The sequence below is a fragment of the Bordetella genomosp. 9 genome (assembly GCF_002119725.1).
Lineage (GTDB): Bacteria > Pseudomonadota > Gammaproteobacteria > Burkholderiales > Burkholderiaceae_B > Bordetella_C.
The window spans coordinates 458,849-483,299 of sequence record NZ_CP021109.1 but is presented as its reverse complement, the minus strand read 5'-3'; the positions used below and the strand labels follow the sequence as shown (position 1 = coordinate 483,299).

Genomic DNA, 24,451 nt, shown 5'->3' with positions numbered 1-24,451 from the left:
CCCCCCGGTTCACTACCAGGAGGCTGGCCATGGAGAAGTCGTACGCGCGGCATACCGTGCCGAGGCTATTGGGCGCAATTGCCGCGCTTGCCGCGGCGATGCCCGCCACCGCGCAGGACGCCGCGAATCGCAATGACTGGCAGTTCGAGCTGACGCCGTATTTCTGGGCGGCTGGCATGAACGGATGGGGGCGCGTCGGCGCCCGCACCCCGACGGTCCGCATAGACACCGATTTCTCCGAGATCTGGGACGATCTGGACTTCGGCGCGATGGGCACCTTCGAAGCCCGCAAAGGCCGATGGGGCATCCTGTTCGACGCGATGTACGTGAAGGTAAGCCAACGCTCCCGCCCGCTGGCCCGCGGCCTTGGGGGATCGGTGGACGCGACGCTGCAGCAAACCATCTTGCAGACCGCCGGCGCCTACCGCGTCGTGGACAACGAGAGGACGCCCGTGGATGTCCTCGCGGGCATCCGATATGTGTACCTGAAAGGCGACCTCGACTTCCCCGACAGCCGAATCCTGCCGGCAGGCGCCAACCGCAGCCGGAGCACAGACTGGACCGACGGCTTCATCGGCGTACGGGCGTCGTATGCGCTGACGGACAGATGGCGGCTCATCGGCTATGCCGACGCCGGCACCGGCGGCAGTGACTATTCCTGGCAGTTGATCGCAGGCACGAACTACGACTTCAGTAAATCCATGGTCGGCAAGTTCGGCTATCGCATCATCAGCATGAAGTACGAGACGAACGACTTCCTGTACAACATGAAGACGGCTGGCCTGTATCTGGGCCTCGGCATACGCTTCTAGCCGGAAGCGCCGCGACGTCGCCATCGGATCCGCCCGCATGGGATTCACCGGCGCGGTCTACCTTGGGAAAGAAGTCGGGCTCACGTTTTGTTTCTGACGAAAGGCTTAAATTTCGAGCATGCGGTGCTACCATGCCTAGCGATGTGGTAAGGCGTCGTCTTATACAGGCCTTGCCCGTTCCTCTTACGGTCATGGATGGCTTACGTGCGCGACGCGTCTTCCTCTTCCTCGTCCGCTGATTCCGCTGCTTCCCTTCCGGCCGACAGGCCACTGCCCCTGCTTTCCACCCTTGACGTCATGGCGCTTGTGGTCGGCATCGTCATCGGCGCGGGGATTTTCAGCGCGCCCGCCCTGATCGCAGCAAACGCGGCCAGCCTCAACCACATCCTGATCGCCTGGGCTGTGGGCGGCCTGATCTCGCTGGCTGGAGCGATGTGCTATGCCGAACTGGCCACCTCGTATCCCGACGCGGGCGGCGACTATCACTATCTGCGCAAGGCGTTCGGCGACAAAGTCGGCTTCCTGTTCGCATGGGCGCGCCTGACGGTCATTCCCACCGGTTCCATTGCGCTGCTGGGCTACGTGTTCGGCGACTATGCCACGCAGATTTTTCGCCTCGGTCCCTATTCCCCGGCAATCTACGCCGCGCTGACAGTGGTCGTCCTGACGCTGCTGAACGTCGTTGGATTGCGGGCTGGCAAATGGACGCAGAATGTCCTGACGCTGTTCGAGGTCGGGGGCGTGGTCTTCATCATCGTGGCGGGGCTGCTGCTCGGGGGACCATCGACGGAGGGCAACATCGCGCAGCCCGGCACGGCGTCCGCCACCAACTGGGGACTGGTGCTGATCTTCGTGATGCTGACCTACGGCGGCTGGAACGAGGCGGCTTACGTGTCCGCCGAAGTCGTGGGACCGCGCCGCAGCCTGCCGCGAGCGCTGTTCTGGAGCCTGGCGCTGGTCACGGCGGTGTATCTGCTGGTGAACCTGGCATACGCGAAAGTCCTGGGCGTGGCGGGCATGGCGGGTTCGAACGCCGTGGCGGCCGACGCGCTGCGCGCGGTGCTCGGCGAAAACGGCGCACGGATCATCAGCGCGCTGATCGCGGTGTCGGCGCTGACTTCGGCCAACGCCACCATATTGACCGGCGCGCGAACCACCTACGCCTTCGGGCGCGACGAACCGATGTTCGCCTATCTCGGCCGCTGGGACATGCGCCACCATACGCCGACCCATGCCTTGCTGGTCCAGGGCGCCATAGCGCTGGCCCTGGTCGGCCTGGGCGCAGCGACACGCAGCGGCTTCGCCACCATGGTGGAGTACACCGCGCCGGTGTTCTGGCTGTTCTTCGTGCTCACGGGCATCGCGCTGTTCGTGCTGCGGCGGCGCGCCCCGGCGGCGCCACGTCCCTTCAGCGTGCCGCTTTATCCTCTCACGCCCCTGCTTTTCTGCATCACCAGCGGCTATCTCCTGTATGCCAGCGTGCGCCACACGGGAATCGGCGCCGCCGCCGGGCTGGCGGTCCTGGCGCTCGGCGCGCTGGTGCTGGCGTGGAGATCGCGTAACGCATCGCCCGGGGCGCGCCATGCCTGACGCACTCGAGCGTCTCGCAGCGCGCACGCCGCCACACACAGCGGCTGCCGGCGCGCCCCATTCCCAACCCCGGTTTCTTCGAGGAGCTGCATCATGCGCATAGCCAGACGATCGTGGACAGCCGCATTGCTGGGCTTCGTCCTGCTGACGCACGCGGCGATGCCGTCCGCGCAATCGGCGGAAACGGCGTCGCGCCCAGCCCGGGCGCCGGACGTCATATTCGTGCCGACGCCGCAGAACGTGGTCGACGCCATGCTGGACGTCGCCAAGGTCGGGCCGAAAGACGTGCTCTACGACCTTGGATCGGGCGACGGCCGCATCCCGATCACCGCGGCAAAACGATTCGGCACTCGCGGCGTCGGCATCGATATCGATCCTCAGCGCATCCAGGAGGCGCGCGCGAACGCGCAAAAGGCAGGCGTCACGGACAAGGTGCGGTTCGAGCAAGCCGACCTTTTCCAGCAGGATCTTTCCCAGGCAACGGTGATCAGCCTGTACCTGCTGCCGTCGCTGAATCTGAAGCTGAAGCCCATGCTGCTGAAGTTGAAGCCGGGCACACGCATCGTGTCGCACGCCTTCGATATGGGCGATTGGGCGCCCGAGAAAACGCTCACCGTCGATGGGCGCATGATCTATTTCTGGACCGTGCCGGGCCACTGATAAGCGAAAGAACTCGGGCCTCAGGGCTTCGTGGCTTCGGCGCCTCGAGGTCTCCAACGCATCTCGTACTCCAGCTCGGTCTCGCCCACCACGACGAAACCGCAGCGTTCGTACAACCGCCGCGCCGGATTGTCCTTCAACACGTCCAGCACGATCGCGCAGCCGGCCGCGGCGGCTTCCGCCTGCAGGCCGCGCACCAGGTGCCCGCCCAGGCCCTGCCCCTGCCGGTGCGGCGCGATCTGCACTTGGATCAGCTTCCATTCACCGGGCGTTCGCGACACCTTGAACAGGCCCGCCAGTTCCTCACCCTCGTACACCAGCAGCGCGTCTTCCAGGCGGTAGTTCACGCGCGCGAGCAGCGCGGCTTCATCGCGCGGCGCATTCGCGCGCTCCAGGTGCGCGCCCATGGTGGCGCGCCGCAGCGCCAGCAGCGCGGGAACGTCGGCCGGCGTTGCGGGCCGGAACGTCAATGCAAACGCTTTATCCAATGCGAGCCTCCACGGCGACATCGCTCCATATATCAAAACGCTTCAACGCAAAGCTAAAGGCAGAGGGACCTGCCCGCTCACTAGCATTGCTTCAAGCCTGGCCGCAGATTATCGCCGCAAGGCACGGCAAAGCCGCTGCGCCGGCAGACCGAATGAGCGTCCATCGGAACGCCATCGTCCCAAATGGAGCGTGCGATGTCCCATCAATACGTCGATACCCCTTTCGCCGACATCACTATCCCTTGCATTCACGACGGCACAACGGTCCTGGCGGCGATGCCCGGTCTGCTGCAAGCCATGGAGCTGGACAGCTGGAACGAGCTGCGCCATATCTCGAACGACCCGGACCTGCGCGAACTTTTGAAGCGCGATCCCAAAGTCGGGCTTTATGCCAGCGCGCCTTTGATGCCCGTAGCCGGCCTGCTGCTTTGGCTGGATCGGCTTGCGGACCGTCATGCCGATCCCGCGCTGCGCCGCCGGATCGCGGTGCTGCGCCACGAAGGCTTCCCGACATTGCTCGAATACTGGGGCGAGCGCGTGGCAAGCTCGCGCGACGACACGGACGCCGCCTCGCTCAAGCGGCAGTTCCGCCGCCTGGAAACGCAGATAGCCTATCTGTCCGATGCGTTGCGCAGCGAGGGCAGCGAGATCGAAAAGGAAATCCTGCGCGCGCAACTGGGCGAGCTTTGCCGATTTCCCATCGGGGTCCGCGTTGCCGCGTCGCCCCGTCTGGAGCGGTTCTGGAACACCATCCTGGACCGCGTGACCGAAGTCAACCACGCCCGGCGCAAGGAGCGCTTCCTGGCCTTGAATTTCCGCCATCTGGCCACCGTGCTGTCCGATAGGCACGACGCCGTGCAATTGACGCCGGAGCTGCGCGAAGAGCTGAAAAAAAGCCGCTATCCGCATTTCCTCGGTGTGCGTGTCGTGAACAGCCGGATCTCGCAGAAAAGTTTGCGCTGCTGGGTGTTCAACTTGCATTGAGTGCGAGCCGTGATTGGCGCGAGCTGCAATGCCGCCCACGCTGGCGGACGCTTCAGCCGGCGACCGCTTCCAACCCCTGCAATTGCAGCGCGCGCTGCACCGCGGGGCGCGTATTCATGCGGGCGTGGTGCGCCGCCACGTCCGGAAAACGCGCCAGCCCGCCCGCAAGCTTCGCCAGCCAACGCGTCATGATGTAAAGATAAGGGTCGGCGACGGTGTACTGATCCCCCATGACCCACGGACCCGCCAGGCGATGGCGTTCGATGATGCCGAACAGATCGGCCAGATTGCCGACGGCCTTGGCCGCCATGCTCGCACGGCAGGCCTCGTCGTCAGACCAGCGGTAAGGACGCGAATGATGCGCATAGGCGACGTGCACGCTGGACGACAGGAAAGCATTGAACGATTGCATCCTGGCCAGATCGAAGGCATCGGCGGGCGCCAGGGCGGCTTCCGGGTATGACGCGGCGATATAACCGAGTATGGCCGGCACTTCCGTCAGCACGCCGCGCGGCGTTTCCAGCACCGGGACCCTGCCCAGCGGATTGATCCGCAGATATTCCGGCGAACGCTGCTCGTCGCGGTCGAAGTGCACGCGTTGCGCTTCGTAGTTTGCGCCCGCTTCCTCCAGCGCGATATGCACGGCAAGCGCACAGGATCCAGGCGAGAAGTAGAACTTCATGATCGGCGATACCTATAGAGGACAGGCGGCATGTCCGCGCCGCGGCGAGGGATCGGCAGAGCGGTCCGCGGATTGCTGGATCCGGGCCATGCGCCATGGCGAGCCCGTGGCATGTTAACGGGAATTTGCCCTCTGGCAGGGTTGACAAGGCGCCCGCGCGCACGTTAAATAATAACGATTATTATTTGTAGTAAGCCGTGTCGACCTGACTGGCGTCAAACCCGGCGTCCGGCGGCGGCCCGATCGAAAGGCGCGATCTTGCGGACCCCGGGACTACTTATCCCTTCCAATGTCGAATCGCTTTACAGCGATCACCACTCCTGGCTCAGGAGCTGGCTGCATCGCCGCCTTGGCAATGCGGAACAGGCGGCCGACCTGGCGCACGACACCTTCATCCGCCTGCTGACCAGCGACCGTGTGCCGGCCGGGCTGGAGGAGCCGCGCGCCTTCCTGACCACCGTGGCTCAGCGCCTGGTCTCCAACCACTGGCGCCGTGAAAAGCTGGAGCGGGCCTACCTGGAAGCGCTGGCCCAGGCGCCAATAGAAATGGCGATGTCGCCGGAAACACGCGCCATCCTGCTCGAAACGCTGATCGAGCTCGACCGGCTGCTGGACGGCCTGCCCGCCATCGTGCGGCATGCTTTTCTGCTTTCGCAGCTGGACGGCCGGACCCATGCCCAGGTAGCTGGCGCGCTGGGCGTTTCCATCCCGACGGTCAAGCGCTACATCGTCAAGGCCTTGCAGCGCTGCTATTTCGCCGATCTTTCCTTCACGTCGTTTGCGGGATGACCTCCTTCCCGCCCGCCTCGCCGTGGTACCGCGCCACGCCGGACGCCGCGCAAGTGCCTCCGGAGGTGGCCGAACGCGCGCTGGAATGGCTGCTGGCATTGCAGGACGACGGCGGCTGTCCCGCCATCAAGGAAGCATGGCAACGCTGGCGCACAGAGCATCCCGACCATGAGCGGGCCTGGCAGCGCATCGAATCGGTACGCTGCCGCCTGGAGCCGCTGGCGTCGCCCTTCAACGCCGCGGTGGCACAGGCGACACTGGCGCCCCCGCCCGCTCCGCATCGCCGCCGCGCGGTCAAGGCGATGGCGGTGATGATCGCGGGCGGCGCCGCGGCGTGGGGCGTGGAAGCCTTCGCGCCCTGGCGCCAGTGGGCCTCCGACTATCGCACGGGCGTCGGCGAGCGCCGCACATGGGTCCTGGAAGACGGCACGCGCGTGCTGCTCAACACCGATAGCGCCATCGACGTCCGCTTCGATGCGGCACAACGCCGAGTGGCATTGCTCGCAGGCGAAATCGTCATCGCCACGGCGGCGGACTCCTCGCCCAACGCCCGGCCTTTCCTGGTGGAGACGGCAGAAGGCATGGCGCGGGCGTTGGGCACCGTCTACCGGGTCAGGCGGTTCGATGGCGGCACGGCGCTCGATGTCTTCGAAGGCGCGGTCGAAGTGCGGCCCCGGGACAACCCGGGTGCAAGCCTTGTCGTGCGGGCGGGGTTCGGCACGCGCTACAGCTCGCGGACCGTGGACCCGCCATCCAGGGCCGACGAATCCGTGATTGCATGGCGGGACGGCTTCATCGTGGCGCGCGGCATGCGGCTGGACGATTTCCTGGCCGAACTGGGCCGCTACACATCCGACGCCCTTTCCTGCGACCCGGCCATCGCCGGCGTTCGGGTATCCGGTTCGTTTCCGATCGCCAGTATCGATAAGGTGCTGCGCAATGTCGGAACGACGCTGGGCGTGCGCATCGAAATCCGTTCCCGTTTCTGGGGTGGCAAGGCTGTCCGCCTGACCCCGGTTCCCGCTGCGCAGCGCATCTGAGCCCAGCCGTACGATGGCCGCCGGAGCGGCCGGCCGGAATTATTTGCTGCGGACTGATCCCTTTTGGTTTTTCGCGTGTCATGGGATTGAAAGCGTCACTCCACAATCCGCACGAAAGGCCACTTATGAATCACGTTTTTGCGCCCGCGCGCCACCCGCGCGCCCTATTTCGCCGCACCGCCTCCGCATGGGTGGCGGGGCGCATCTGCCTTGGCGCCCTCGCGGTTCCGGTTGGCGCGGCCCTTGCGCCGGCTGCCCATGCCCAGGGCGCGGCTACACGCCACTACGACATCCCCCCGGGCACGCTGGAAGATGCGCTGAACCGCTTCGGCCGCGAATCGGGAATCATGCTGTCCTTCCGGCCGGAGATCGCGCAGGGCCGGCAAAGCGCCGGCCTGCAGGGCGGCTTTACCGTGCAGGGCGGCCTGGACGCACTGCTCGCGGGCACGGGGATCCAGGCCATCGAGCAATCGAACGGCGGCTATGTTTTGAACGCGCCGGCGGACGCCGGCGCGGCTGCGGCGGCCTCGGCCGTGCAACTGCCCACCGTGACCGTCAGCGCCGCGGCGGATCCGGCCCTGCCCGCGCCCTACGCGGGCGGCCAGGTGGCGACCGGCGGCGGTCTGGGCCTGCTCGGCACATCCGACGCGATGGATGTGCCCTTCAGCACCACCAACTACACCGAACAGGCGCTGGAAGACATCCAGGCCCGCACGCTCGCCGACGTGGTCGTCAACGAGTCCTCGGTACGGACGCTGACATCCAGCGGCGGCTTCGGCGAGGACTTCCAGATCCGCGGCTTCACCGTGAGCAGCAGCGATATCGGCTTGAACGGCTTGTACGGCCTGACCTCGTCCAGCCGGATGCCCGCAGCCATCATGGAACGCGTGGAAGTTTTGAAAGGACCGGGCACGCTGATGTACGGCATTCCGCCGAACGGCAGCATCGGCGGGGGCATCAATATCGTGACCAAGCGCGCCGGCGACGATCCCCTGACGCGCCTGACCACCACCTACGAAAGCAAGGGCAGGCTCGGCGGCCAGTTCGACGTGGGCCGGCGCTTCGGCGAGGACAACGCCTGGGGCATCCGCGTCAACGGCGTCTACCGCGACGGCGCGACCGCCATCGACAAAGGCAACAACCAGCAAACGGTCGGCGCCGTCGGTCTGGACTATCGCGGCAAGGCGCTGCGCTGGTCGCTGGATGCCTATGACACGCGCGAGGATATCGACAATTTCCGCCCGCAGATCGGCTTCCAGCCTGGCATCGGATCCTTGCCGTCCGCGCCGTCGGGCCACCGCAATTTCTTCCCGGGCACGAAGCTGAAGCTGCAGGATTCGGCTGCGATGACGCGGCTGGAATACGACGTCAACGAGCACATCACCGTTTATGGCGCCGCGGGGTATCGCTATGGATCGGCGGACCAGACCTTCCCGTGGGCCAGTGCGGACGAACGCGGCAACTTCGATGTCCTCAATGCCTACTACGACTCGTACAGCAAGACCTCCACGGGCGAGATCGGCGCGCGGGCGCGCTTCGACACGTTCGGGGTCGGCCATACCGTGAGCCTGGCCGCCAACCGGCTGCATCAGGAACAGGGCAACGCCTACATCACCTCGGATACCACCGTCCCGTCCAACATCTACCATCCGTCGCCGCTGCCGCCGGTCACCGCTGAACGGATTTCGCCCAGCAAGGCCTCGGAAACCACGCTGTCGAGCATCGCGCTGGCCGATACGTTGTCCTTCGCCAACGACCGCCTGTTGATCACCGGCGGCCTGCGCCACCAGCGGGTCGAGCTCGACAACTATGACACGCTGACAGGCGCCCGCACCTCGTCCTATGACGAAGACGCGGTGTCGCCCCTGGCCGGCATCGTCTTCAAGCCCTGGTCCAACGTATCGCTGTACGGCAACTTCACCTCGGGGCTGACGCGGGGCGACGTTGCGCCGATCGGCACGGCAAACGCCGGCCAGGCGTTCGCGCCGTACAAATCCAAGCAGTACGAGGCCGGCGTCAAGGTGGATTGGGGCAGCGTCGTCACCACCGCATCGGTGTTCCAGATCAAGAAGCCGAATTCCCAGACAGACCCGGTCACGAACGTCTTCAGCTACGGCGGCGAGCAGCGCAATCGCGGCCTGGAACTGTCCGCCTACGGGGAAGTGGTGCGCGGTCTGCGCGTGATGGCCAGCACGACGTTTTTCGACGCCAAGCTGACCCATACGGCGGGCGGCATGAATGACGGCAACGATGCCAACGGGGTGCCGGACAACACCTGGAACCTGGGAGTGGACTGGGACACGCCCTGGGTGGACGGCCTTAGCCTGAATGCGCGCGTCATCCATACGTCCTCGACCTACTACGACGCCGCCAACACCGTGAAGGTGCCCTCGTGGACGCGCTACGACGTGGGCGCGCGGTACATGACCGAGGTCATGGGCAAGTCTGTGATATTGCGCGCCAACATCGAGAACCTGTTCGGCAAGGACTACTGGCTGGTCAGCGGCAGCTACGTGACGCCCGCCGCACCCCGCACGGTGCTGCTGTCGGCGCAGATCGACTTCTGAGGGGCTCGGTTGGCGCCGGCCCGGCCGCCGGTCCCGGCCGCTGTCCGCCCGCCAGCAAGATGGCGGGCGGACGCGCGCTATGCCGTTTCCGCGCCGCCCAGGATGACCGTGTACTGGGACGACAGCACCGCGCCATTGCCGTGCGCCAGCGCGATTTCCGCGCCGGGCACCTGCCGGTCCCCGCATTCGCCGCGCAGTTGCCGGACGGCTTCGATCAACAGAAACAGGCCGTACATGCCGGGATGGCAGTACGACAGCCCGCCGCCATTGGTGTTTACGGGCAGGCTGCCCCCGGGCGCGATATTGCCCCCGCTGACGAAAGCGCCGCCCTCGCCCTTGGCGCAGAAGCCCAGGTCTTCCAGGAAGAGGATGGTATTGATGGTGAACGCGTCGTACACGCCCACGACGTCGATGTCCCGCGGTCCGACGCCCGCTTGCGCGTACGCGATTTCGCCGGCGCGCCGCGCGCCCGTCTCGACCAGGTTCGGCATATTGGAGATGGTCAGGTGCGTCGTGACATGGCCCGCGCCCAGCAGATGCACGGGCGGCTTGGGCAACCTGCGCGCGCGCTCGGCCGACGTCACGACGATGGCGCCGCCGCCATCGGACACCAGGCAGCAATCGCGTATCGTCAACGGGTGGCTGACCATGCGCGATGCCAACACCTGCTCCACTGTCAGCGGTTCCTTTTCCCACGCAACGGGATTGCGCAGCGCCCACTGCCGCGCCGCGACCGCGACCTCGGCAAGCTGTTCGCGGGTCGTGCCGAATTCGTGCATGTGCCGGGCCGCCGCCAGCGCATAAGCGGTGGGCGGCAGAAAAGGCTTGAAAGGCGCTTCGTAAGGATTGCGTTCCGGCGGACTGGTGTTCTTGCGGCCGAGCGACCGCTGCGTGCTGCCGTATGCCACCACGGCCACCTTGCAAATCCCGGCCTCCACCGCCTGCACGGCGCGCGCCAGATGCCCCATGAAGGAAGAGCCGCCGGTGGAGGTGGAATCGATATAGGCCTCAGGCAGGTTCAGGTACTCGGCCAGCGCCAGGCCGGCCATGCGGCTCTGCGTCGTCGCGCAGAACAGGCCGTCGACGTCGCGCAGGCCCAGGCCGCTGTCGGCGAGCGCGCGCTGCACGCCCTGCGCCATCAGGTCCAGCGCGGAGAAGCCCGGCCCGACCTCGCCCAGGTCGGATTCCGCGGCGCCCACGATGGCGGCGCGTCCTCGATGCAGAATGGGATTCAAGTCAGTCATTGCTGGCACCACCGGCCGCCTGCAGCGGTCTGAAGATGGGATAGGGATCGTCATCGTCCGATTCCGCCGCGTGCGTCTCGAATCGCACGCGCATGCCGATGGCCACGTCCAGCGGCGCGACGCCTTCGACCCGGCTCATCAGGCGAAAGCCCTCATCGCAGTCGATCAGGGCGACGTTGTAGGGATCGCCCTTGCGCGGGTAAACGACCGAAGTGCTGTAGACGGTGCCCATGCCGCCGCTGGTCCGCCATTCCAGGCAATCCAACCCGGTGTAGGGGCACAGGACCCGGGGGAAAAAGACCGGCCTGCCGGCGACGGTGCTGTACTGGTAAGCCAGCCGCCCCGCCTTCAGGTGCTCCAGGTAGACGGCGTAGGGCGATCGCGCCGCCCCCGCGGCCGCAGTTTGGGCATTCATCGTCAGTGTCCCTTCGCGTACATGAGCGAGATCGTCTCGGCCACCATGGCCGGCCGCTCGACGCCCTCGATTTCCATGCGATTGCCGAAAGTCAGCCGCACGCCGCCTTCGACGGGTTCGTAGCGCTCCAGTGTCCGGTGCAGGCGGATGCGCGCCCCGCATTGCACCGGCGCTGTGAAGCGCACCTTGTTCGAGCCGTAGTTGATGCCCCGCGCGCGCTCACGGACGCGGCAGATATCCGCGCCCAGATAGGTCACCAGCGACAGCGTCAGCATGCCGTGCGCGATGGTCTTGCCGCCCGGCAACTCGCGGCGCGCACGCTCCACGTCGACGTGAATCCAATTGTCGTCGCCGGAGACCTGGGCAAAGGCGTCGATGCGGGCCTGATCTATCTCCAGCCAGTCGCTGGTGCCCAGCAGCTTGCCCACATAGGGCTCCAGGTCATAAGGGGTATTCACTTCCAGCATTTCGATTCTCCTTCGTTCACGCCGTCGCGAGCAGGTTTTCGAGCCGCCCGCGCACGAGGGTTTCGGCTTCCCCGACGATGCGCCGCACCAGTTCGTCGCAGCTCGGGATGTCATGGATCAGGCCCTGCACCATGCCGACCGTCCAGATACCTTCTTCCACATCGCCTTCCTCGTAGACCCGCCGGCCCTTGCCGCCGGCGACCTTGGGACCGATCTGCTCGATGCCCGCGCCCGCCTTTTCCATTTCAATCACGCTGCGGGCAAGCGCCGTGCGCGCGACGCGGCTGCTGTTGCGCAAACTGCGCAGAATCAGGCAGGTATCGGCCTCAGTGTTCGCGACGATGGTTCGCTTGATGTTCTCGTGCACCGGCGATTCGCGCGTGCACATGAACCGCGTGCCCATGTTGATGCCTTCCGCGCCCAGCGCGAGGGCGGCCACCAGGCCGCGCGCGTCGCCGAAGCCGCCGGACGCAATGACCGGAATGCCGACCTTCGCCACCGTGGCGGGGATCAGGATCAGGCCCGGAATGTCGTCCTCTCCCACGTGGCCCGCGCATTCGAAGCCGTCGATGCTGACGGCGTCCACGCCGATCTGCTCGGCCTTCTGCGCATGGCGCGGCGTGGTGCATTTATGGATGACCTTGACGCCCGCAGCCTTGAAGGCCGGCATGTGGGCGGCCGGGTTGTTGCCCGCCGTCTCCACGATCTTGACGCCGCTTTCGATGATGGCGTCGCGGTAAGCCTCGTACGGCACCGGCTTCAGCGTGGGAAGGAAGGTCAGGTTCACGGCGAAGGGGCGGTCCGTCAGCGAGCGCACGCGTGCAATTTCTTCGCGCAACGCCTGGGGGCTGGGTTGAGTCAAGGCCGTCAGCACGCCCAGCGCGCCGGCATTCGATACGGCGGCCACCAGCTCGGCGCGGGCGACCCATTGCATGCCGCCCTGAACGATGGGGTGCTCGATGCCGAACAGTCGGGTGATAGCGGTTTGCACCGTCAAACTCCTTTTGGCGCCGCGCGGGCCGCGGCCGGTTCGTCCATGGCCGGACGATAAGGCTGGCAATCGGGGCTGAGCGTCAGCGGCGCGGCGGTCAGCGATTGCAGGGTTGAAAAATCGAGGCCGTCGGCGATGCGCGCAACCACCAGTCCGGCGGGCGTAACCTCGATCATGGCCAGGTCCGTGTACACGCGGTCGACGCAGCCGGCCGCGGTCAGCGGATAGGTGCATCGCTCCAGGATGCGGGGCTCGCCCGACTTCTGGCAATGCTCCATCAGCACCCACACCTGCGCCGCGCCGGCGGCCAGGTCCATCGCGCCGCCCACCCCGGGTATCTGCCCCGGCGCATCGGTGCTCCAGTTGGCCAGGTCTCCGTTCGCGGCAACCTGGAAGGCGCCCAGGCAGGCAATGTCGATATGGCCGCCGCGCACCATCAGGAAGGAATCGCTGTGACTGAATACCGAAGCGCCCGGCAGCAGCGTCACGAATTGCTTGCCGGCGTTCAGCACATCGGGATCCTCCTCGCCCGGCGCGGCCGCCGGTCCCAGACCCAGCAGGCCCTGCTCGCTGTGCAGCAGCAGCTCGCGTCCGGCCGGCACGTAGTCGGCGATCAGCGTGGGCACGCCGATGCCCAGGTTGACGCAGCTGCCTTCCGGAATGTCCTGCGCCGCGACACGCGCCATTTCCTGGCGGCTAAGTCCTTTGATCATTGCGGGACCTCCACGAGCCGGTCGATGAAATTGGCGGGCGTAACGATGTGCTCCGGGTCCAGGGCGCCCAGCTCGACGATTTCGCTGACCTGCGCGACGGCGAGTCTCGCCGCGCCGGCCATCACGGGGTTGTTGATGCGGGCGCCGCGGTGATAGACCAGGTTGCCCCAGCGGTCGCCGCGCAATGCCTTGATCAGGGCGACGTCGCCGCGCAAGGGCGCTTCCAGTACGTATTCCTGGCCGTCGATGATGCGGGTCTCCTTGCCTTCGGCCAGCCGCGTTCCGGCCGCCGTCCGAGTGAAGAATCCGGCGATGCCCGCGGCGCCGGCACGGATGCGTTCGGCCAGGGTTCCTTGCGGCACCAGTTCCAGCTCGATCTTGCCCGCGGCATACAGCTCGTCGAAGATGGTCTTGCCCTGCAGGCCGCGCGGGAACGAGCACACCATTTTTCGTATACGGCCGGCCCGCATCAGTTCGCCCATGATGTCCGGGCCGATCGTGGCGTTGTTCGCGACGATGGTCAGGTCGCGCACGCCCAGCTCCAGCACGCCTTGCATGAGTTCGGCGGGCCGGCCCGAGGAGCCGAAGCCGCCCACCAGCAGCACGTCGCCGTCCTTGATGCCCGCGACGGCGTCCGCGATGTGTTTGACGCGTTTATCGATCATTGCTCAATCCAGATCCTTGCCCTTCATATCGGCGTTGCGGCGCGCCCGGCGCGCGAGGTCCTGCAGCACCGGACCGATGCGCGTGGCGTCGTCGATCGGCTCGGCTTCCGGCCCGCGATGCCAGCCTTCCATGGCGGACAGGAAACCGCCGCCCACTTCAAAGACGCGCCCCGTCACGTCGCTGCTTTCCCGGCTGGCCAGCCATACCACCACGGGCGCGATCCAGCGCGGATGCCGGGCTTCGATCTCTTCCGGCGTGCGCTCGCGCAGTCCTTCGGTCATGCGCGTCTGCGCATGCGGCGAAATCGCGTTCACGGTTACGCCATAGCGTTTGAGTTCGCGGGCGCCGATGATCGTCATGGCTGCAACCCCCGCCTTGGCCGCGCCGTAGTTGGACTGCCCGACGTTGCCGTACAGGCCGGACGAGGACGACGTATTGATGATGCGGGCATCGACCGGTTCGCCCGTCGCCTTCTGTTTCGCCCGCCAATGCACCGCCGCGTGGTGCGACGGCGCAAACGTGCCCTTCAGATGCACGCGGATGACGGCGTCCCACTCGCCCTCTTCCATATTCACCATCATCCGGTCTCGCAGGATGCCGGCGTTGTTCACGAGTGCGTGCAGGTCGCCGTAGTGCGCCACGGTGCTTTCGATCATGTGACGGGCGCCTTCCCAATCCGAGACGTCGTCGCCGTTGGCGATGGCCTCCCCGCCCGCGGCGCGGATTTCATCGACGACGGCCTGCGCGGCGCTCAGGTCCTGGCCGATGCCGTCCCGCGACACGCCAAGATCGTTCACGACCACCTTGGCCCCGTGCGCAGCCAGCTGCAGCGCATACTCGCGGCCGATGCCGCGTGCCGCGCCGGTCACGATGACCACGCGCCCCTCACATAACTTGCTCATGCCATCCTCCTGAAAATTCCATCCGGCGGTGCACGCTCGCGCCGCCCCGGCGGTCAAGCGCCCGCCTTGCCGAAACGGGGCGCCCGCTTCTCCACGAAGGCGCGGGCCGCTTCGCGGTGATCCTCGGTCTCCTGGCAGCGGACATGCCGCCAGCACTCGCGATCCAGCATCTCGCTCAAACCGAGATGCAATCCATCGTTGAGATTGCCTTTGATGTGCGCGATGGCGGTGCGCGGTCCATCGGCCAGACGGCTCGCGATTTCCAGCACCGCCGGCTCCAGCGCGTCCGGCGCCAGCACCGCGTTGACCAGTCCGATCGACAGCGCGGCGGCGGCGTCCAGCATGGGCGACGTCAGGTACAGTTCACGCGCCTTGGCCATGCCCACCAACCGCGGCAGGAAGTAATGGCCGCCGAAGTCGCCGGGCAGGCCGACGTTGACAAAACCGGTGCGCAGACGCGCCGACGTGTCCGCATAGCGCAGGTCGCAGGCCAGCGCCAGGCTCAGGCCCGCGCCCACGGCCGGTCCACGCATCATCGCGATGGTGGGCTTGGGCATGGTGTGCAGCAGTTCGCTGATCGTGGCGCGGCGACGCAGGCCGCGCATCTTGTTCTCGAAGGCCGGCGGCGGCGCATCGGCGGCCCCCGCCATTCGAGCCACATCGCCGCCCGCGCAAAACGCCTGCCCCGCGCCGGTCAGGACCACTGCGCCGATCGAATCATCGGTGCCGGCGTCCCGCAGGGCCGCGAGCAGTGCTTCGTAGAGCGCCAGGCTCAAGGCATTGCGGCGCTCCGGACGGTCAAGGGTCAAGACCAACACACCGCCATGCCGGGTCTGCCGCAGGCCGGCGTCGCCTGCCGCATTGACCGGGTCGGCCGATGACGATCCCGAGCGTCCGCTTTGGGTCACGATGTCTCCTTCCTGTGCGTGCTTTTTTATATGCTAGGTGAAGACCCTGGCCGGCGGCAGGCCGCGCGTCCAATAAAACGTCCACATATCGAGATACCGCCGCGCGGCAGCGTGATTCCGCCCTGGCCCGGCCTTCCTTGCGCGAACGTCCAACATATAGAATGTGGCCGTCGTCCCGGAGAGGACGCGCAGCGCGCGGCGGCGTTTCCGGCCAGCCACGCCAGCCGGAGTGAGACAGATGAGCCCGACCACGCCCGCCCCCGCCACGTCCGCCGCCGTGGGCACACAGACTTTGCATCGCGCCGTGGCGCTGCTGCGGCTGATCACCGCGCACAACCGCACGGGCAGCCGCCTGGTGGACCTGTACCGGCGCACCGGACTGGAACGCCCCACGGCGCACCGCATCCTGCAAGGGATGATCGCCGAACAGCTGATCCGCCAGGACAGCAAATCGAAACGCTATTACCTGGGCTCGCTGCTTTACGAAATGGGCCTGGCCGCCGCGCCCAAGCTGGCGTTGCGCGATATCTGCCACCCCTACCTGGAAGCGATCGCCGAACACACAGGCGACACGGTTTTCATGACCGTCCGTTCGGGTTTCGACGGCGTGTGCGTGGCGCGCGCCGATGGCTCCTTTCCGATCAAGATGTTCGTCCATGACGTCGGCCGGCATCGGCCCTTGAACGTCGGCGCCGGCGGCCTGGCGGTGCTCAGCGCCCTGCCCGACGAAGACGTGCAGCGCATTTGCCGCATCAACGTCGAGCGCACGCGGCGCAAGAATCCGCGCTTCACCGAGGCGCAGCTGCGCGCGAGCATCGCTGCCACCCGGCGGCGCGGTTATGCGACCAACAAGGTCATGGACGATCCGCCGGTGCATTCGGTGGGACTCGTAGTCCGCTATCCGGACGGTTCGCCCGCCGCGGGCATCAGCGTATCCACCCTTGCGTCCCGTCTGGGCAAGGACAGACTGGAGATGGTCGTCCGGTGCCTCGGCGACGCGGTGGAATCGATCGAAGCCGAGCTGCGCAAGCACATCGAACGCGGGAGCGACGTCTGAGCTTTGTCGACAACGGCAGGAGCCTTGCCGCTGAAGGGAGCGTCGCCCGCTGCCGCATTCGTTGGCCCCCGCCATTTCGCAATCAAAACCGGAAAGTCCATGTTGTGGACTTGAAATTCCATTCCCGTCGTCCTCAGGCCGTGTACGGCGCGCGCAACTCCGTAGACTTTTCTTCCATGCGCGGCGCCACGCGGACAGCGCGCATACGTGTGTTCAAAAGAAAAGTCGCCACCGATGGCGGCGGAGGATGATCATGAGACGACTGCTTTCCCATCGCCTGGGCCGCCTGGCCGGCGGCCTGACGCTCGCGCTGTGCGCCGGCATCGCCCACGCGGACTACCCCGATCGGCCGATCCAGGCTGTCTCGCCTTATGCGGCCGGCGGCGCCAACGACTTCCTGACGCGCCTGATGGCGCAACAGATGGCCGGCGTGATGGACGCCAAGATCGTGGTCGAGAACCGCGCCGGCGCCAACGGCATCGTGGGAGCGGGCTACGTCGCCAAATCCGCGCCCGATGGATACACACTGCTGATGGGCAACAGCGCAACCCACGGCACCAACCCCACTTTGTACAAGCCGCTGTCCTACGATCCGAACGCGGACTTCGCCCCGGTCGGCATGGTCGCGTCCGTGCCCATCGTGCTGGCCGTCAATAGCAACCTTGGCGTGAACAGCGTGGCGGAACTGATCGCCTACGGCAAGTCGCACCCCGGCAAGCTGGCATTCGGCAGCAGCGGCGTGGGCGGCACCGGGCACCTGTGCGGCGAGGCGTTCAAGGCCGCGACCGGCCTGGACATGGTGCACGTTCCCTACAAGGGTGACGCCCCCGCCGTGGCGGACGCCATGGGCGGACAGGTATCCATGGCGTTCGTCGGCGTGGCGTCGGCCGCGCCGCTGGTGGCGTCGGGCAAGATCAAGATTCTGGGCGTGGCGAGCACGCACCGGTCGGGCTCCCTGCCCAAGGTTCCCACCTTCGCGGAAGCGGGATACAAAGACCTGCAGTTCGCGCAGTGGTACGCGTTGTTCGCGCGCGCAGGCACGCCGCAGCCCGTCATCGACAAGCTGAACCAGGCGACCCGGACGGTGCTCGGGAAGGACGACGTCAAGAAAAGCCTGGCGACCCAGGGCGCCGACCCCGAGTACATGACGCCGGATCAGCTCCGCACGTTCTATCAGTCGGAGATCAAGCGCTTCGCCGACATCATCAACGGACTGGGCATCAAGGCGGAATAACGCTCCAGCAGCACCTGCACCGGATGGCGCAGCGTGCGTGCGCGCATGCGGTGCATCTGACTGCGGCAGGAGTAGCCCGTCGCCAGGCATTCGCCCTGATCGTCCTGGGCATCCACAATGGGCGCCCAGGACTGCTCGAAGATGCGGCGCGACGTCTCCACGTTGCGCGTCTCGTGGCCGTAGGTGCCCGACATCCCGCAGCATCCGCTGGCTTGCGCGTGCAGGGCCAGTCCAGCGCGGGCGAACAGGGTCTTCCATTGCGCCGCGCTGTCCGGCGCATTGGTTTTTTCCGTGCAATGCGCCAGCAGGCGGTAGCACGTGCCGTCGCCCGGCAGGGCGGGCAAAACGCGCGCCAGCCATTCCTGCGGCAGCGCCACGGGCGGACACCCGTCGTCGCCCAATGCCTCGCGATACTCCTGCCGGTACGTCAGCGTCATTGCGGGATCCAGCCCGACCAGCGGGACGCCGCTTGCCGCCAGTTCCTTCAATCGCGCCGCGTTGCGGCGCGCGGCGCGATTGAACGCGCGCAGGAACCCATGAACGTGCAGCGGTTTGCCGTTTGGCAGGAACGGCGCGATATAGACCGTGCAGCCGATGCGCACGGCCAGCTCGACGAAGGCCGCTGCAACGGGCGTATCGAAATAGCGCGTGAACGCGTCCTGCACGAAGATGACGCTGCGGGCACGCTGGTCTTCCGTCAAGGCCTGGAGGTCCGCGGGCCGCGCGTCGCGGGCGCCCAGCGCCTTCATGCGGCGCGTCCAGTCATAGCGGCTAAGCAGGGGACTGTCCGCCATGCCGGCGCCGCGGGCCATGAGCGCGCGAACCGCAGGCGCGCGCATCGTGGCGTTGTAGAGCCCTGGCAGCCTTGCCAGCAGCGGCAGCAGGTACTCCAGCGACCCGATCAGGTAGTCCCGCAGCGGCCGGCCATAGCGCGTGTGATAAAGCTGCAGGAAGCGCGCGCGAAACGCCGGCACATTGACCTTGACCGGACACTGGCCCGCACAGGATTTGCACGCCAGACAGCCAGCCATGGCGTCGTAGACCTGGTGCGAAAAGTCCGCTTCGCCGCGGCGCCGGGCGCGGTCGTTGCGCCAGCGGGCCGGCAGGCCGCGCAGGAACGATGGCGCCGACGCCGCGGCCGCCAGCACGTCCACGCCTTCGACCTGCTGCCGCCGCAGCCATTCGCGTATCAGCGAGGCGCGCCCCTTGGGCGAATGCACGCGGTCGCGCGTCGCCTTCCAGGACGGACACATGGCATCGTCCGGGTCGTAGTTGTAGCAGGCGCCGTTGCCGTTGCAATGCATGGCCGCTCCGTAGCTTTGCCATACCCGTTCGTCGATCTGGCTGTCGCGGTCGCCGCGCCTGGGCACCTGGTCGACCTTCAGCAGCACCGCCTCGCTTTCCGCCGGCGTGGCGATCTTTCCGGGGTTCAACTGGTTGTACGGATCGAATGCCGCCTTCAGCTGCTGCAGCACCGGATACAAGGGCCCGAAGAACGCCGGCACGTATTCCGATCGCACGCCCTTGCCATGTTCGCCCCAGAGCAGTCCGCCGTACTTCTGAGTCAACGCCGCCACGGCGTCGGAAATGGGACGGACCAGGGCTGCCTGCGCCGGGTCCTTCATGTCCAGTGCGGGACGGACGTGCAGCACGCCGGCGTCCACATGGCCGAACATGCCGTACTCCAACCCATGACCGTCCAGCAAGGCGCGGAATTCGGCGATGTAGTCGGCCAGGTGTTCCGGCGGCACCGCGGTGTCTTCCACGAAGGGCTGGGGACGGCTTTCTCCCGCGACGTTGCCGAGCAGGCCTACGGCGCGCTTGCGCATGCCGTAAACGCGCTCCACCGCCGCATGGCCCTCGGCAAGCGTATGGCCCAGCCGCTGGACGCCGCGGTCGGCCCGCAGATGTTCGAGGAAGGCGGCGACGCGCGCGCGCAGGTCCGCGGGGTCGTCGCCGGAGAATTCCACCAGGTTGATGCCGCGCGTCGGCGCCGCGCCGTCTTCCGGGAAGAAGTCGGCCACGCCGCGCCACACGATGTCCTTCATGGCCAGCGCCAGCACTTTTGAGTCCACCGTTTCGATGGACAACGGACGCATCGCCATCAGCGCCTTGGCGTCGCGCAGGGCATCCATGAAACTCGCGTAGCGCACGTTCACCAGCACCGAATGCTTCGGTATCGGCAGGACGTTCAGGGTGGCGCCCACCACGAAAGCAAGCGAACCTTCCGCGCCGCACAGCACGCTGTTCAGATTGAAGCGTCCATCGGCTTCGCGCAGATGCGCCAGGTCGTAGCCCGTCAGGCTGCGGTTCAGCGGGGGAAACACCCGGGCAATGGCGTCCCCATGCTCGATTGGAATCCGCCGCGCGTATCGGTAGGCCGCGCCGACGCGATCGTCGCGCGCGCACAGCGCATCGAGCCGCGCATCGTCCACCGCTTCGCTCACATGCCGTTCGCCGCCCAGGAAAACCGTGTCCAGGGCCAGGACGTGATGCCTGGTCTTGCCGTAGGTACAGCTGCCCTGTCCGCTGGCGTCGGTGCTGACCATGCCGCCGATGGTGGCGCGATTCGAGGTCGACAGTTCCGGTGCGAAAAACAACCCGTGCGGCTTCAGCGCGGCGTTCAGCTGGTCCTTCACGACCCCGGCCTGCACCCGGACGCGGCGCGCCGCGGGATCGATTTCCAGGATGCGGTTCATATGCCGCGACAGGTCGACCACGATGCCTTCGGTCAGCGACTGCCCGTTGGTCCCCGTGCCGCCCCCGCGCGGGGCCGCCGCCACGGCCCGGTGGCGTGGCTGCGCCAATAGCCGTGCGACCCGCTGCACGTCTTCCTCATCCCTCGGGAAAACGGCCGCCTGCGGCTCGCGCTGGTAGATCGAGTTGTCGGTCGACAGAACCGTGCGCAAGCTCTCGCGCGCGTCGATTTCGCCCCGAAAGCCGCTGGCCGCCAGATCGTCGAGGAAAGCGCGGTACGGCGGCTGGATCGTCGAGTGGAGGGGAAGGCGGGCGATTGCCACAGCACTGCGGGAAAGGTGATTTTTCTGCATGGATGCAAAGGGCGGTCCGCTGGCCGGCGGAATCTGCGTCCCACGGGGCGGCGGCCTTTTCTGAATTCGGGGCGGCGGTAAACTGCTCTACGGCGATTTTCCATCCGGCGATTCGCGCCGGACAAGCGAAAATTCCGCGCGCTATTCATGAGGTTTTGTAATGAATCCCCGTCAGCTTTTGCCGTCCATGTCGCAGCTGGTTGCCTTCGAGGCGGCCGCCCGGCACGAAAGCTATACGCGCGCCGCCACCGAACTTTCGCTGACGCAGGGGGCGGTCAGCCGGCAGGTACAGGCCCTGGAAGCCACGCTGGGCGCGCGCCTGTTCCAGCGCTCGGGGCGGGAGGTCGCGCTGACCGACGTCGGGCGGCTGTATCTGCGCGAGCTGGCGCCCGCCCTGGAGCGGATACGCGGCGCGACGCTGCAGGCGCTGGCCTTCCAGTCCGGACACGGCACGCTCAGGCTAGCCACGCTGCCCACGTTCGGCTCCAAATGGCTGTTGCCGCGGCTGCACCGCTTCTATGCAGCGCATCCCGGCACGCTCATTCACCTGCACTCGCGCATCCGCCCCTTCGATTTCAATACCTCGGACATCGACGCCGCCATCGCCGTCGGCAGCGGCGACTGGCCGGACCTGGCCGCACACCGCCTGCATACCGAACACCACGTGCTGATCGGCAGCCCGGACATTGTCACGCCGAAGTTCAGACTGACGCAGAAGGGCCTGGGCGAGCACCTGTTGCTTAGCGTCGCGACGCATCCGCAGGGCTGGAGCGAGTGGCTGCGGCATCATGGGCTGACCCATCGCGGAATGCGCATGGGCCCGAGCTTCGAACTGACCTCGCATCTGATCCAGGCCGTCATGGCGGGCATCGGCATCGGCCTGGTGCCCCGCGTGCTGGTGGAAGAAGAACTGCGGCTGGGACAACTCGCCACGGCGGGCGATGCGGTGGCCAGCCGCCGCAACTATTACCTGGTCTACCCGCCGCGCAACGCGGCCTTGCCCGCGTTGACGGCGTTCCGCGGCTGGCTTCTGCAGGAGATCGGGCCGCAGGAATGAACGGGCCGTGCCCCGGGGAGCGGGCGCCGCGCGCATTTCAGGGCTGCCCTGCCCGCCCCACGGTGCGCAGGTATCGCCCTGGCGGGATCACGCGCATGGTGCAGGGTGGCGGCGCTCGCGCGTCCCGGCCTTCAGGATCTGGCTCGGCACGTCATGGCCTATCAGGCCAGGCAGCGTCTCGGCCACGGCCAGGATGCCCGCCAGGTTCACGCCCGTGTCGTACCCCTGCAGCTCCAGCATGTGCACCAACTCCTCGGTGCACACATTGCCGCTGGCGCCCGGCGCGTAGGGGCACCCGCCGATGCCGCCCAGCGACGCATCGAAGCGGTCCACTCCGGCATCCAGCGCGGCCAGTGTGTTGGCCAGCGCCATGCCTCGCGTATTGTGGAAATGCAGCGTCAGCGTCAGGCCGGGAAAGAGCGATCTGGCCTGCGCCGCAATCTCGCCCACCTGCACCGGATACGCCATGCCGGTGGTATCGCAAAGCGTGATGCCGTCCACGCCGCGCTGGGCGAAACGGTCCATCAGCTCGAACACTTCGTAGCGGTCGATATCCCCCTCCATCGGGCAGCCGAACACCGTGGACAGCGACACGTTCACCGCCACCGCGCTGCCGCTTGCGCGCACGGCGCCAACGATGTCCGACAGCTGGGCAAAGGACTCTTCGCGGGACATCCGCAGATTGGCGCGGTTATGCGTCTCGCTGACCGACATGACCAGGTTGACCTCATCCACGCCGCACGACAGTGCGCGCTCGGCGCCCCGGACGTTCGGCACCAACGCCGTATAGACCACACCGGGCCGGCGCGCGATCTCATGCATGACGATTTCGGCATCGCGCAGGGCGGGAATGGCCTTGGGCGAAGTAAAGGACGTCGCCTCGATCTTGGCGTAACCGCACGCCGACAGCGCGTCGATGAAGCGGATCTTGTCCTGGGTTTCGACGAAGCGGGCTTCGTTCTGAAGACCGTCCCGCGGCGCAACTTCCTGGATGTACAGTCTGGGCCTGCTCATGATTTGCCTCCTTCCTGGACCGGCAGTCTAGCAATGCCGCGCATACGGAAGAATCGTCGTTTTACGATGGCGCCATCGCGAACCGCGATGGCGCGGCCCCGGAATGCCGCACCGGCGCGCGGGGCCTCGCCGGCCCAGCGGCGACGCGCCCGCCCCGGGGGCCGGCGGCCTTACTTATATACTGCGCCGCATGCACCTGGACCCGACATCCCTGCGCCTGTTCATCAGCGTGATCGAGGAAAAGACGATCACGGGCGCGGCCGAACGCGAGCACATCGCGGCGGCCGCGGTGAGCAAGCGCATGAGCGAACTGGAAGACCAGCTGCAGAGCCAGCTTCTGGTACGCACCAACAAGGGGATCCAGCCGACCAACGCCGGCATGGCGCTGGCCGCCATGGCGCGCCGCGCGCTGCGCGAGCTGGACGACATCGCCGTCTCGATGCGGGAGTACGCCAGCGGCGCGCGTGGATTTATTCGTGTCTACGCCAATATTTCGGCGCTGACGCAATTCCTGCCGCGGGACATCCAGTCCTTCGCCAGCGCCTACCCCAATATCCAGCTCCAGCTCGAAGAAAAAATCACGCCCGTCATCCTGAAGGCCGTGCAGGAGAACGCCGCCGATATCGGCATCTTCTCCGGGATGATCCCCGCACGCGACGTGGAGGTGCTGCCCTACCGGCGCGACACCCTGGTGCTGATCGCGCCCGCCAGCCACCCGCTGACGCAAAAGCCCGGCTTTCGCTTCGCCGACGCCCTGGCCTACGAATTCGTGGGGCTGCATACCGGCAGCGCCATCAACCAGATCGTCGCCAACGCGGCCGACAGGCTCGACCATCCGCTGCGCGTCAAGGTGCAGGTAACCGGCTTCGATACCCTTTGCCTAATGGTTGAGGCGGGGCTGGGGCTGGGGGTGCTGCCCATGGATATCGCCCAACGCTATTCCCGCATCTTCGACATCGGCATCCTGCCGATCGACGAACCTTGGGCGCAGCGGGAATTGCGAATCTGTGTGCGGGATTTTCACACCCTGCCCACCGCCGCGAAATTGTTCGTCGAGCACCTCACTCGCGGCGCAGCGGCGGATGCCGGCCCGCCAAGCCGCTGATTCTCGCGGCCATTCC

23 protein-coding genes are annotated in these 24,451 nt (G+C 66.7%); 11 read left to right on the top strand and 12 right to left on the bottom strand.

Features of this window, described 5'->3' with window-relative positions; all coding sequences use genetic code 11:
* The first annotated feature begins 29 nt into the window (after nt 1-29).
* The 3 genes from CAL13_RS02290 (at nt 30) to CAL13_RS02280 (ending at nt 3,062) form a co-directional block, all read left to right on the top strand.
* On the top strand, nt 30-812 hold the full coding sequence (locus tag CAL13_RS02290) for a hypothetical protein (protein WP_086055949.1): 783 nt from the start codon (nt 30-32) through the stop codon (nt 810-812).
* Between the two features lie 195 nt (nt 813-1,007).
* Nucleotides 1,008-2,402, top strand: coding sequence for an APC family permease (locus CAL13_RS02285; protein ID WP_086071386.1), 1,395 nt, complete (start codon nt 1,008-1,010; stop codon nt 2,400-2,402).
* A gap of 93 nt (nt 2,403-2,495) precedes the next feature.
* Entirely contained in the window at nt 2,496-3,062 is a 567-nt protein-coding gene (locus tag CAL13_RS02280) for an SAM-dependent methyltransferase (RefSeq protein ID WP_086055947.1), read from the top strand.
* Between the two features lie 20 nt (nt 3,063-3,082).
* Here CAL13_RS02280 and CAL13_RS02275 read toward each other — a convergent pair whose 3' ends face one another.
* Nucleotides 3,083-3,550 (bottom strand): GNAT family N-acetyltransferase, encoded by a 468-nt coding sequence (locus CAL13_RS02275; protein WP_232467741.1) that lies wholly within the window; start codon nt 3,548-3,550, stop codon nt 3,083-3,085.
* A 195-nt stretch (nt 3,551-3,745) separates the two neighbouring features.
* Here CAL13_RS02275 and CAL13_RS02270 point away from each other — a divergent pair, with 195 nt between their 5' ends.
* On the top strand, nt 3,746-4,534 hold the full coding sequence (locus CAL13_RS02270; protein WP_086071384.1) for a hypothetical protein: 789 nt from the start codon (nt 3,746-3,748) through the stop codon (nt 4,532-4,534).
* Between the two features lie 52 nt (nt 4,535-4,586).
* Here CAL13_RS02270 and CAL13_RS02265 read toward each other — a convergent pair whose 3' ends face one another.
* A complete protein-coding gene (locus CAL13_RS02265) occupies nt 4,587-5,216 on the bottom strand; it encodes a glutathione S-transferase family protein (RefSeq protein ID WP_198297896.1) in 630 nt (209 codons plus the stop codon).
* Between the two features lie 258 nt (nt 5,217-5,474).
* On the opposite strand from CAL13_RS02265, the gene CAL13_RS02260 reads away from it, so the two are divergent.
* From CAL13_RS02260 to CAL13_RS02250, 3 genes are all read left to right on the top strand, one after another.
* The gene (locus CAL13_RS02260) at nt 5,475-6,005 is read left to right on the top strand and encodes a sigma-70 family RNA polymerase sigma factor (protein WP_086071382.1); all 531 of its coding nucleotides are present in this window, start codon (nt 5,475-5,477) and stop codon (nt 6,003-6,005) included.
* Nucleotides 6,002-7,045 carry a FecR domain-containing protein gene (locus CAL13_RS02255; RefSeq protein ID WP_086071381.1) on the top strand — a complete coding sequence of 348 codons (1,044 nt, stop codon included), beginning with the start codon at nt 6,002-6,004 and terminating at the stop codon, nt 7,043-7,045. The genes CAL13_RS02260 and CAL13_RS02255 overlap by 4 nt, the downstream gene beginning before the upstream one ends.
* 125 nt (nt 7,046-7,170) lie before the next feature.
* Nucleotides 7,171-9,612, top strand: coding sequence for a TonB-dependent receptor (locus tag CAL13_RS02250; protein WP_086071380.1), 2,442 nt, complete (start codon nt 7,171-7,173; stop codon nt 9,610-9,612).
* Between the two features lie 77 nt (nt 9,613-9,689).
* On the opposite strand, the gene CAL13_RS02245 is transcribed toward CAL13_RS02250, so the two are convergent.
* The 8 genes from CAL13_RS02245 to CAL13_RS02210 are packed head-to-tail and all read right to left on the bottom strand — an operon-like array spanning nt 9,690 to nt 15,918.
* Nucleotides 9,690-10,856, bottom strand: coding sequence for a thiolase (locus tag CAL13_RS02245; RefSeq protein WP_086071379.1), 1,167 nt, complete (start codon nt 10,854-10,856; stop codon nt 9,690-9,692).
* Complete coding sequence (locus tag CAL13_RS02240; RefSeq protein ID WP_086071378.1) at nt 10,849-11,271, bottom strand: Zn-ribbon domain-containing OB-fold protein; 423 nt, start codon at nt 11,269-11,271, stop codon at nt 10,849-10,851. Before CAL13_RS02240 ends, CAL13_RS02245 begins: the two co-directional genes overlap by 8 nt.
* Before the next feature lie 2 nt (nt 11,272-11,273).
* Entirely contained in the window at nt 11,274-11,738 is a 465-nt protein-coding gene (locus tag CAL13_RS02235; protein ID WP_198297895.1) for a MaoC family dehydratase, read from the bottom strand.
* Nucleotides 11,739-11,754: 16 nt separating this feature from the next.
* Nucleotides 11,755-12,729, bottom strand: a complete 975-nt coding sequence (locus CAL13_RS02230) for an NAD(P)H-dependent flavin oxidoreductase (RefSeq protein WP_198297707.1) — start codon at nt 12,727-12,729, stop codon at nt 11,755-11,757.
* Between the two features lie 2 nt (nt 12,730-12,731).
* Nucleotides 12,732-13,442, bottom strand: a complete 711-nt coding sequence (locus CAL13_RS02225) for a 3-oxoacid CoA-transferase subunit B (protein WP_086071377.1) — start codon at nt 13,440-13,442, stop codon at nt 12,732-12,734.
* Entirely contained in the window at nt 13,439-14,107 is a 669-nt protein-coding gene (locus CAL13_RS02220) for a 3-oxoacid CoA-transferase subunit A (protein ID WP_086071376.1), read from the bottom strand. The genes CAL13_RS02225 and CAL13_RS02220 overlap by 4 nt, the downstream gene beginning before the upstream one ends.
* 3 nt (nt 14,108-14,110) lie before the next feature.
* The gene (locus CAL13_RS02215; RefSeq protein ID WP_086071375.1) at nt 14,111-15,010 is read right to left on the bottom strand and encodes an SDR family oxidoreductase; all 900 of its coding nucleotides are present in this window, start codon (nt 15,008-15,010) and stop codon (nt 14,111-14,113) included.
* A 53-nt stretch (nt 15,011-15,063) separates the two neighbouring features.
* Nucleotides 15,064-15,918, bottom strand: a complete 855-nt coding sequence (locus CAL13_RS02210) for an enoyl-CoA hydratase (RefSeq protein WP_232467740.1) — start codon at nt 15,916-15,918, stop codon at nt 15,064-15,066.
* Between the two features lie 238 nt (nt 15,919-16,156).
* Here CAL13_RS02210 and CAL13_RS02200 point away from each other — a divergent pair, with 238 nt between their 5' ends.
* Complete coding sequence (locus CAL13_RS02200; protein WP_086071373.1) at nt 16,157-16,975, top strand: IclR family transcriptional regulator; 819 nt, start codon at nt 16,157-16,159, stop codon at nt 16,973-16,975.
* A gap of 253 nt (nt 16,976-17,228) precedes the next feature.
* Nucleotides 17,229-18,209, top strand: a complete 981-nt coding sequence (locus tag CAL13_RS02195; RefSeq protein ID WP_086059169.1) for a Bug family tripartite tricarboxylate transporter substrate binding protein — start codon at nt 17,229-17,231, stop codon at nt 18,207-18,209.
* Here CAL13_RS02195 and ydiJ read toward each other — a convergent pair.
* Nucleotides 18,149-21,229 carry a D-2-hydroxyglutarate dehydrogenase YdiJ gene (gene ydiJ, locus CAL13_RS02190; protein WP_232467739.1) on the bottom strand — a complete coding sequence of 1,027 codons (3,081 nt, stop codon included), beginning with the start codon at nt 21,227-21,229 and terminating at the stop codon, nt 18,149-18,151. The genes CAL13_RS02195 and ydiJ overlap by 61 nt on opposite strands.
* 190 nt (nt 21,230-21,419) lie before the next feature.
* Here ydiJ and CAL13_RS02185 point away from each other — a divergent pair, with 190 nt between their 5' ends.
* The gene (locus CAL13_RS02185) at nt 21,420-22,316 is read left to right on the top strand and encodes a LysR substrate-binding domain-containing protein (RefSeq protein ID WP_086055933.1); all 897 of its coding nucleotides are present in this window, start codon (nt 21,420-21,422) and stop codon (nt 22,314-22,316) included.
* A gap of 87 nt (nt 22,317-22,403) precedes the next feature.
* Here CAL13_RS02185 and CAL13_RS02180 read toward each other — a convergent pair whose 3' ends face one another.
* Nucleotides 22,404-23,330 (bottom strand): hydroxymethylglutaryl-CoA lyase, encoded by a 927-nt coding sequence (locus CAL13_RS02180; RefSeq protein WP_086071371.1) that lies wholly within the window; start codon nt 23,328-23,330, stop codon nt 22,404-22,406.
* Nucleotides 23,331-23,520: 190 nt separating this feature from the next.
* Here CAL13_RS02180 and CAL13_RS02175 point away from each other — a divergent pair, with 190 nt between their 5' ends.
* Nucleotides 23,521-24,435, top strand: coding sequence for a LysR family transcriptional regulator (locus CAL13_RS02175; RefSeq protein WP_086055931.1), 915 nt, complete (start codon nt 23,521-23,523; stop codon nt 24,433-24,435).
* Nucleotides 24,436-24,451 lie beyond the last annotated feature (16 nt).

What these genes read in the sequence shown, in the direction of transcription:
- CAL13_RS02290 (WP_086055949.1), top strand. Translation starts at nt 30, where the DNA reads ATGGAGAAGTCGTACGCGCGGCATACCGTGCCGAGGCTATTGGGCGCA.
- CAL13_RS02285 (WP_086071386.1), top strand. Translation starts at nt 1,008, where the DNA reads ATGGCTTACGTGCGCGACGCGTCTTCCTCTTCCTCGTCCGCTGATTCC.
- CAL13_RS02280 (WP_086055947.1), top strand. Translation starts at nt 2,496, where the DNA reads ATGCGCATAGCCAGACGATCGTGGACAGCCGCATTGCTGGGCTTCGTC.
- CAL13_RS02270 (WP_086071384.1), top strand. Translation starts at nt 3,746, where the DNA reads ATGTCCCATCAATACGTCGATACCCCTTTCGCCGACATCACTATCCCT.
- CAL13_RS02265 (WP_198297896.1), bottom strand. Translation starts at nt 5,216, where the DNA reads ATGAAGTTCTACTTCTCGCCTGGATCCTGTGCGCTTGCCGTGCATATC.
- CAL13_RS02255 (WP_086071381.1), top strand. Translation starts at nt 6,002, where the DNA reads ATGACCTCCTTCCCGCCCGCCTCGCCGTGGTACCGCGCCACGCCGGAC.
- CAL13_RS02250 (WP_086071380.1), top strand. Translation starts at nt 7,171, where the DNA reads ATGAATCACGTTTTTGCGCCCGCGCGCCACCCGCGCGCCCTATTTCGC.
- CAL13_RS02245 (WP_086071379.1), bottom strand. Translation starts at nt 10,856, where the DNA reads ATGACTGACTTGAATCCCATTCTGCATCGAGGACGCGCCGCCATCGTG.
- CAL13_RS02240 (WP_086071378.1), bottom strand. Translation starts at nt 11,271, where the DNA reads ATGAATGCCCAAACTGCGGCCGCGGGGGCGGCGCGATCGCCCTACGCC.
- CAL13_RS02235 (WP_198297895.1), bottom strand. Translation starts at nt 11,738, where the DNA reads ATGCTGGAAGTGAATACCCCTTATGACCTGGAGCCCTATGTGGGCAAG.
- CAL13_RS02225 (WP_086071377.1), bottom strand. Translation starts at nt 13,442, where the DNA reads ATGATCAAAGGACTTAGCCGCCAGGAAATGGCGCGTGTCGCGGCGCAG.
- CAL13_RS02220 (WP_086071376.1), bottom strand. Translation starts at nt 14,107, where the DNA reads ATGATCGATAAACGCGTCAAACACATCGCGGACGCCGTCGCGGGCATC.
- CAL13_RS02215 (WP_086071375.1), bottom strand. Translation starts at nt 15,010, where the DNA reads ATGAGCAAGTTATGTGAGGGGCGCGTGGTCATCGTGACCGGCGCGGCA.
- CAL13_RS02200 (WP_086071373.1), top strand. Translation starts at nt 16,157, where the DNA reads ATGAGCCCGACCACGCCCGCCCCCGCCACGTCCGCCGCCGTGGGCACA.
- CAL13_RS02195 (WP_086059169.1), top strand. Translation starts at nt 17,229, where the DNA reads ATGAGACGACTGCTTTCCCATCGCCTGGGCCGCCTGGCCGGCGGCCTG.
- CAL13_RS02185 (WP_086055933.1), top strand. Translation starts at nt 21,420, where the DNA reads ATGAATCCCCGTCAGCTTTTGCCGTCCATGTCGCAGCTGGTTGCCTTC.
- CAL13_RS02180 (WP_086071371.1), bottom strand. Translation starts at nt 23,330, where the DNA reads ATGAGCAGGCCCAGACTGTACATCCAGGAAGTTGCGCCGCGGGACGGT.
- CAL13_RS02175 (WP_086055931.1), top strand. Translation starts at nt 23,521, where the DNA reads ATGCACCTGGACCCGACATCCCTGCGCCTGTTCATCAGCGTGATCGAG.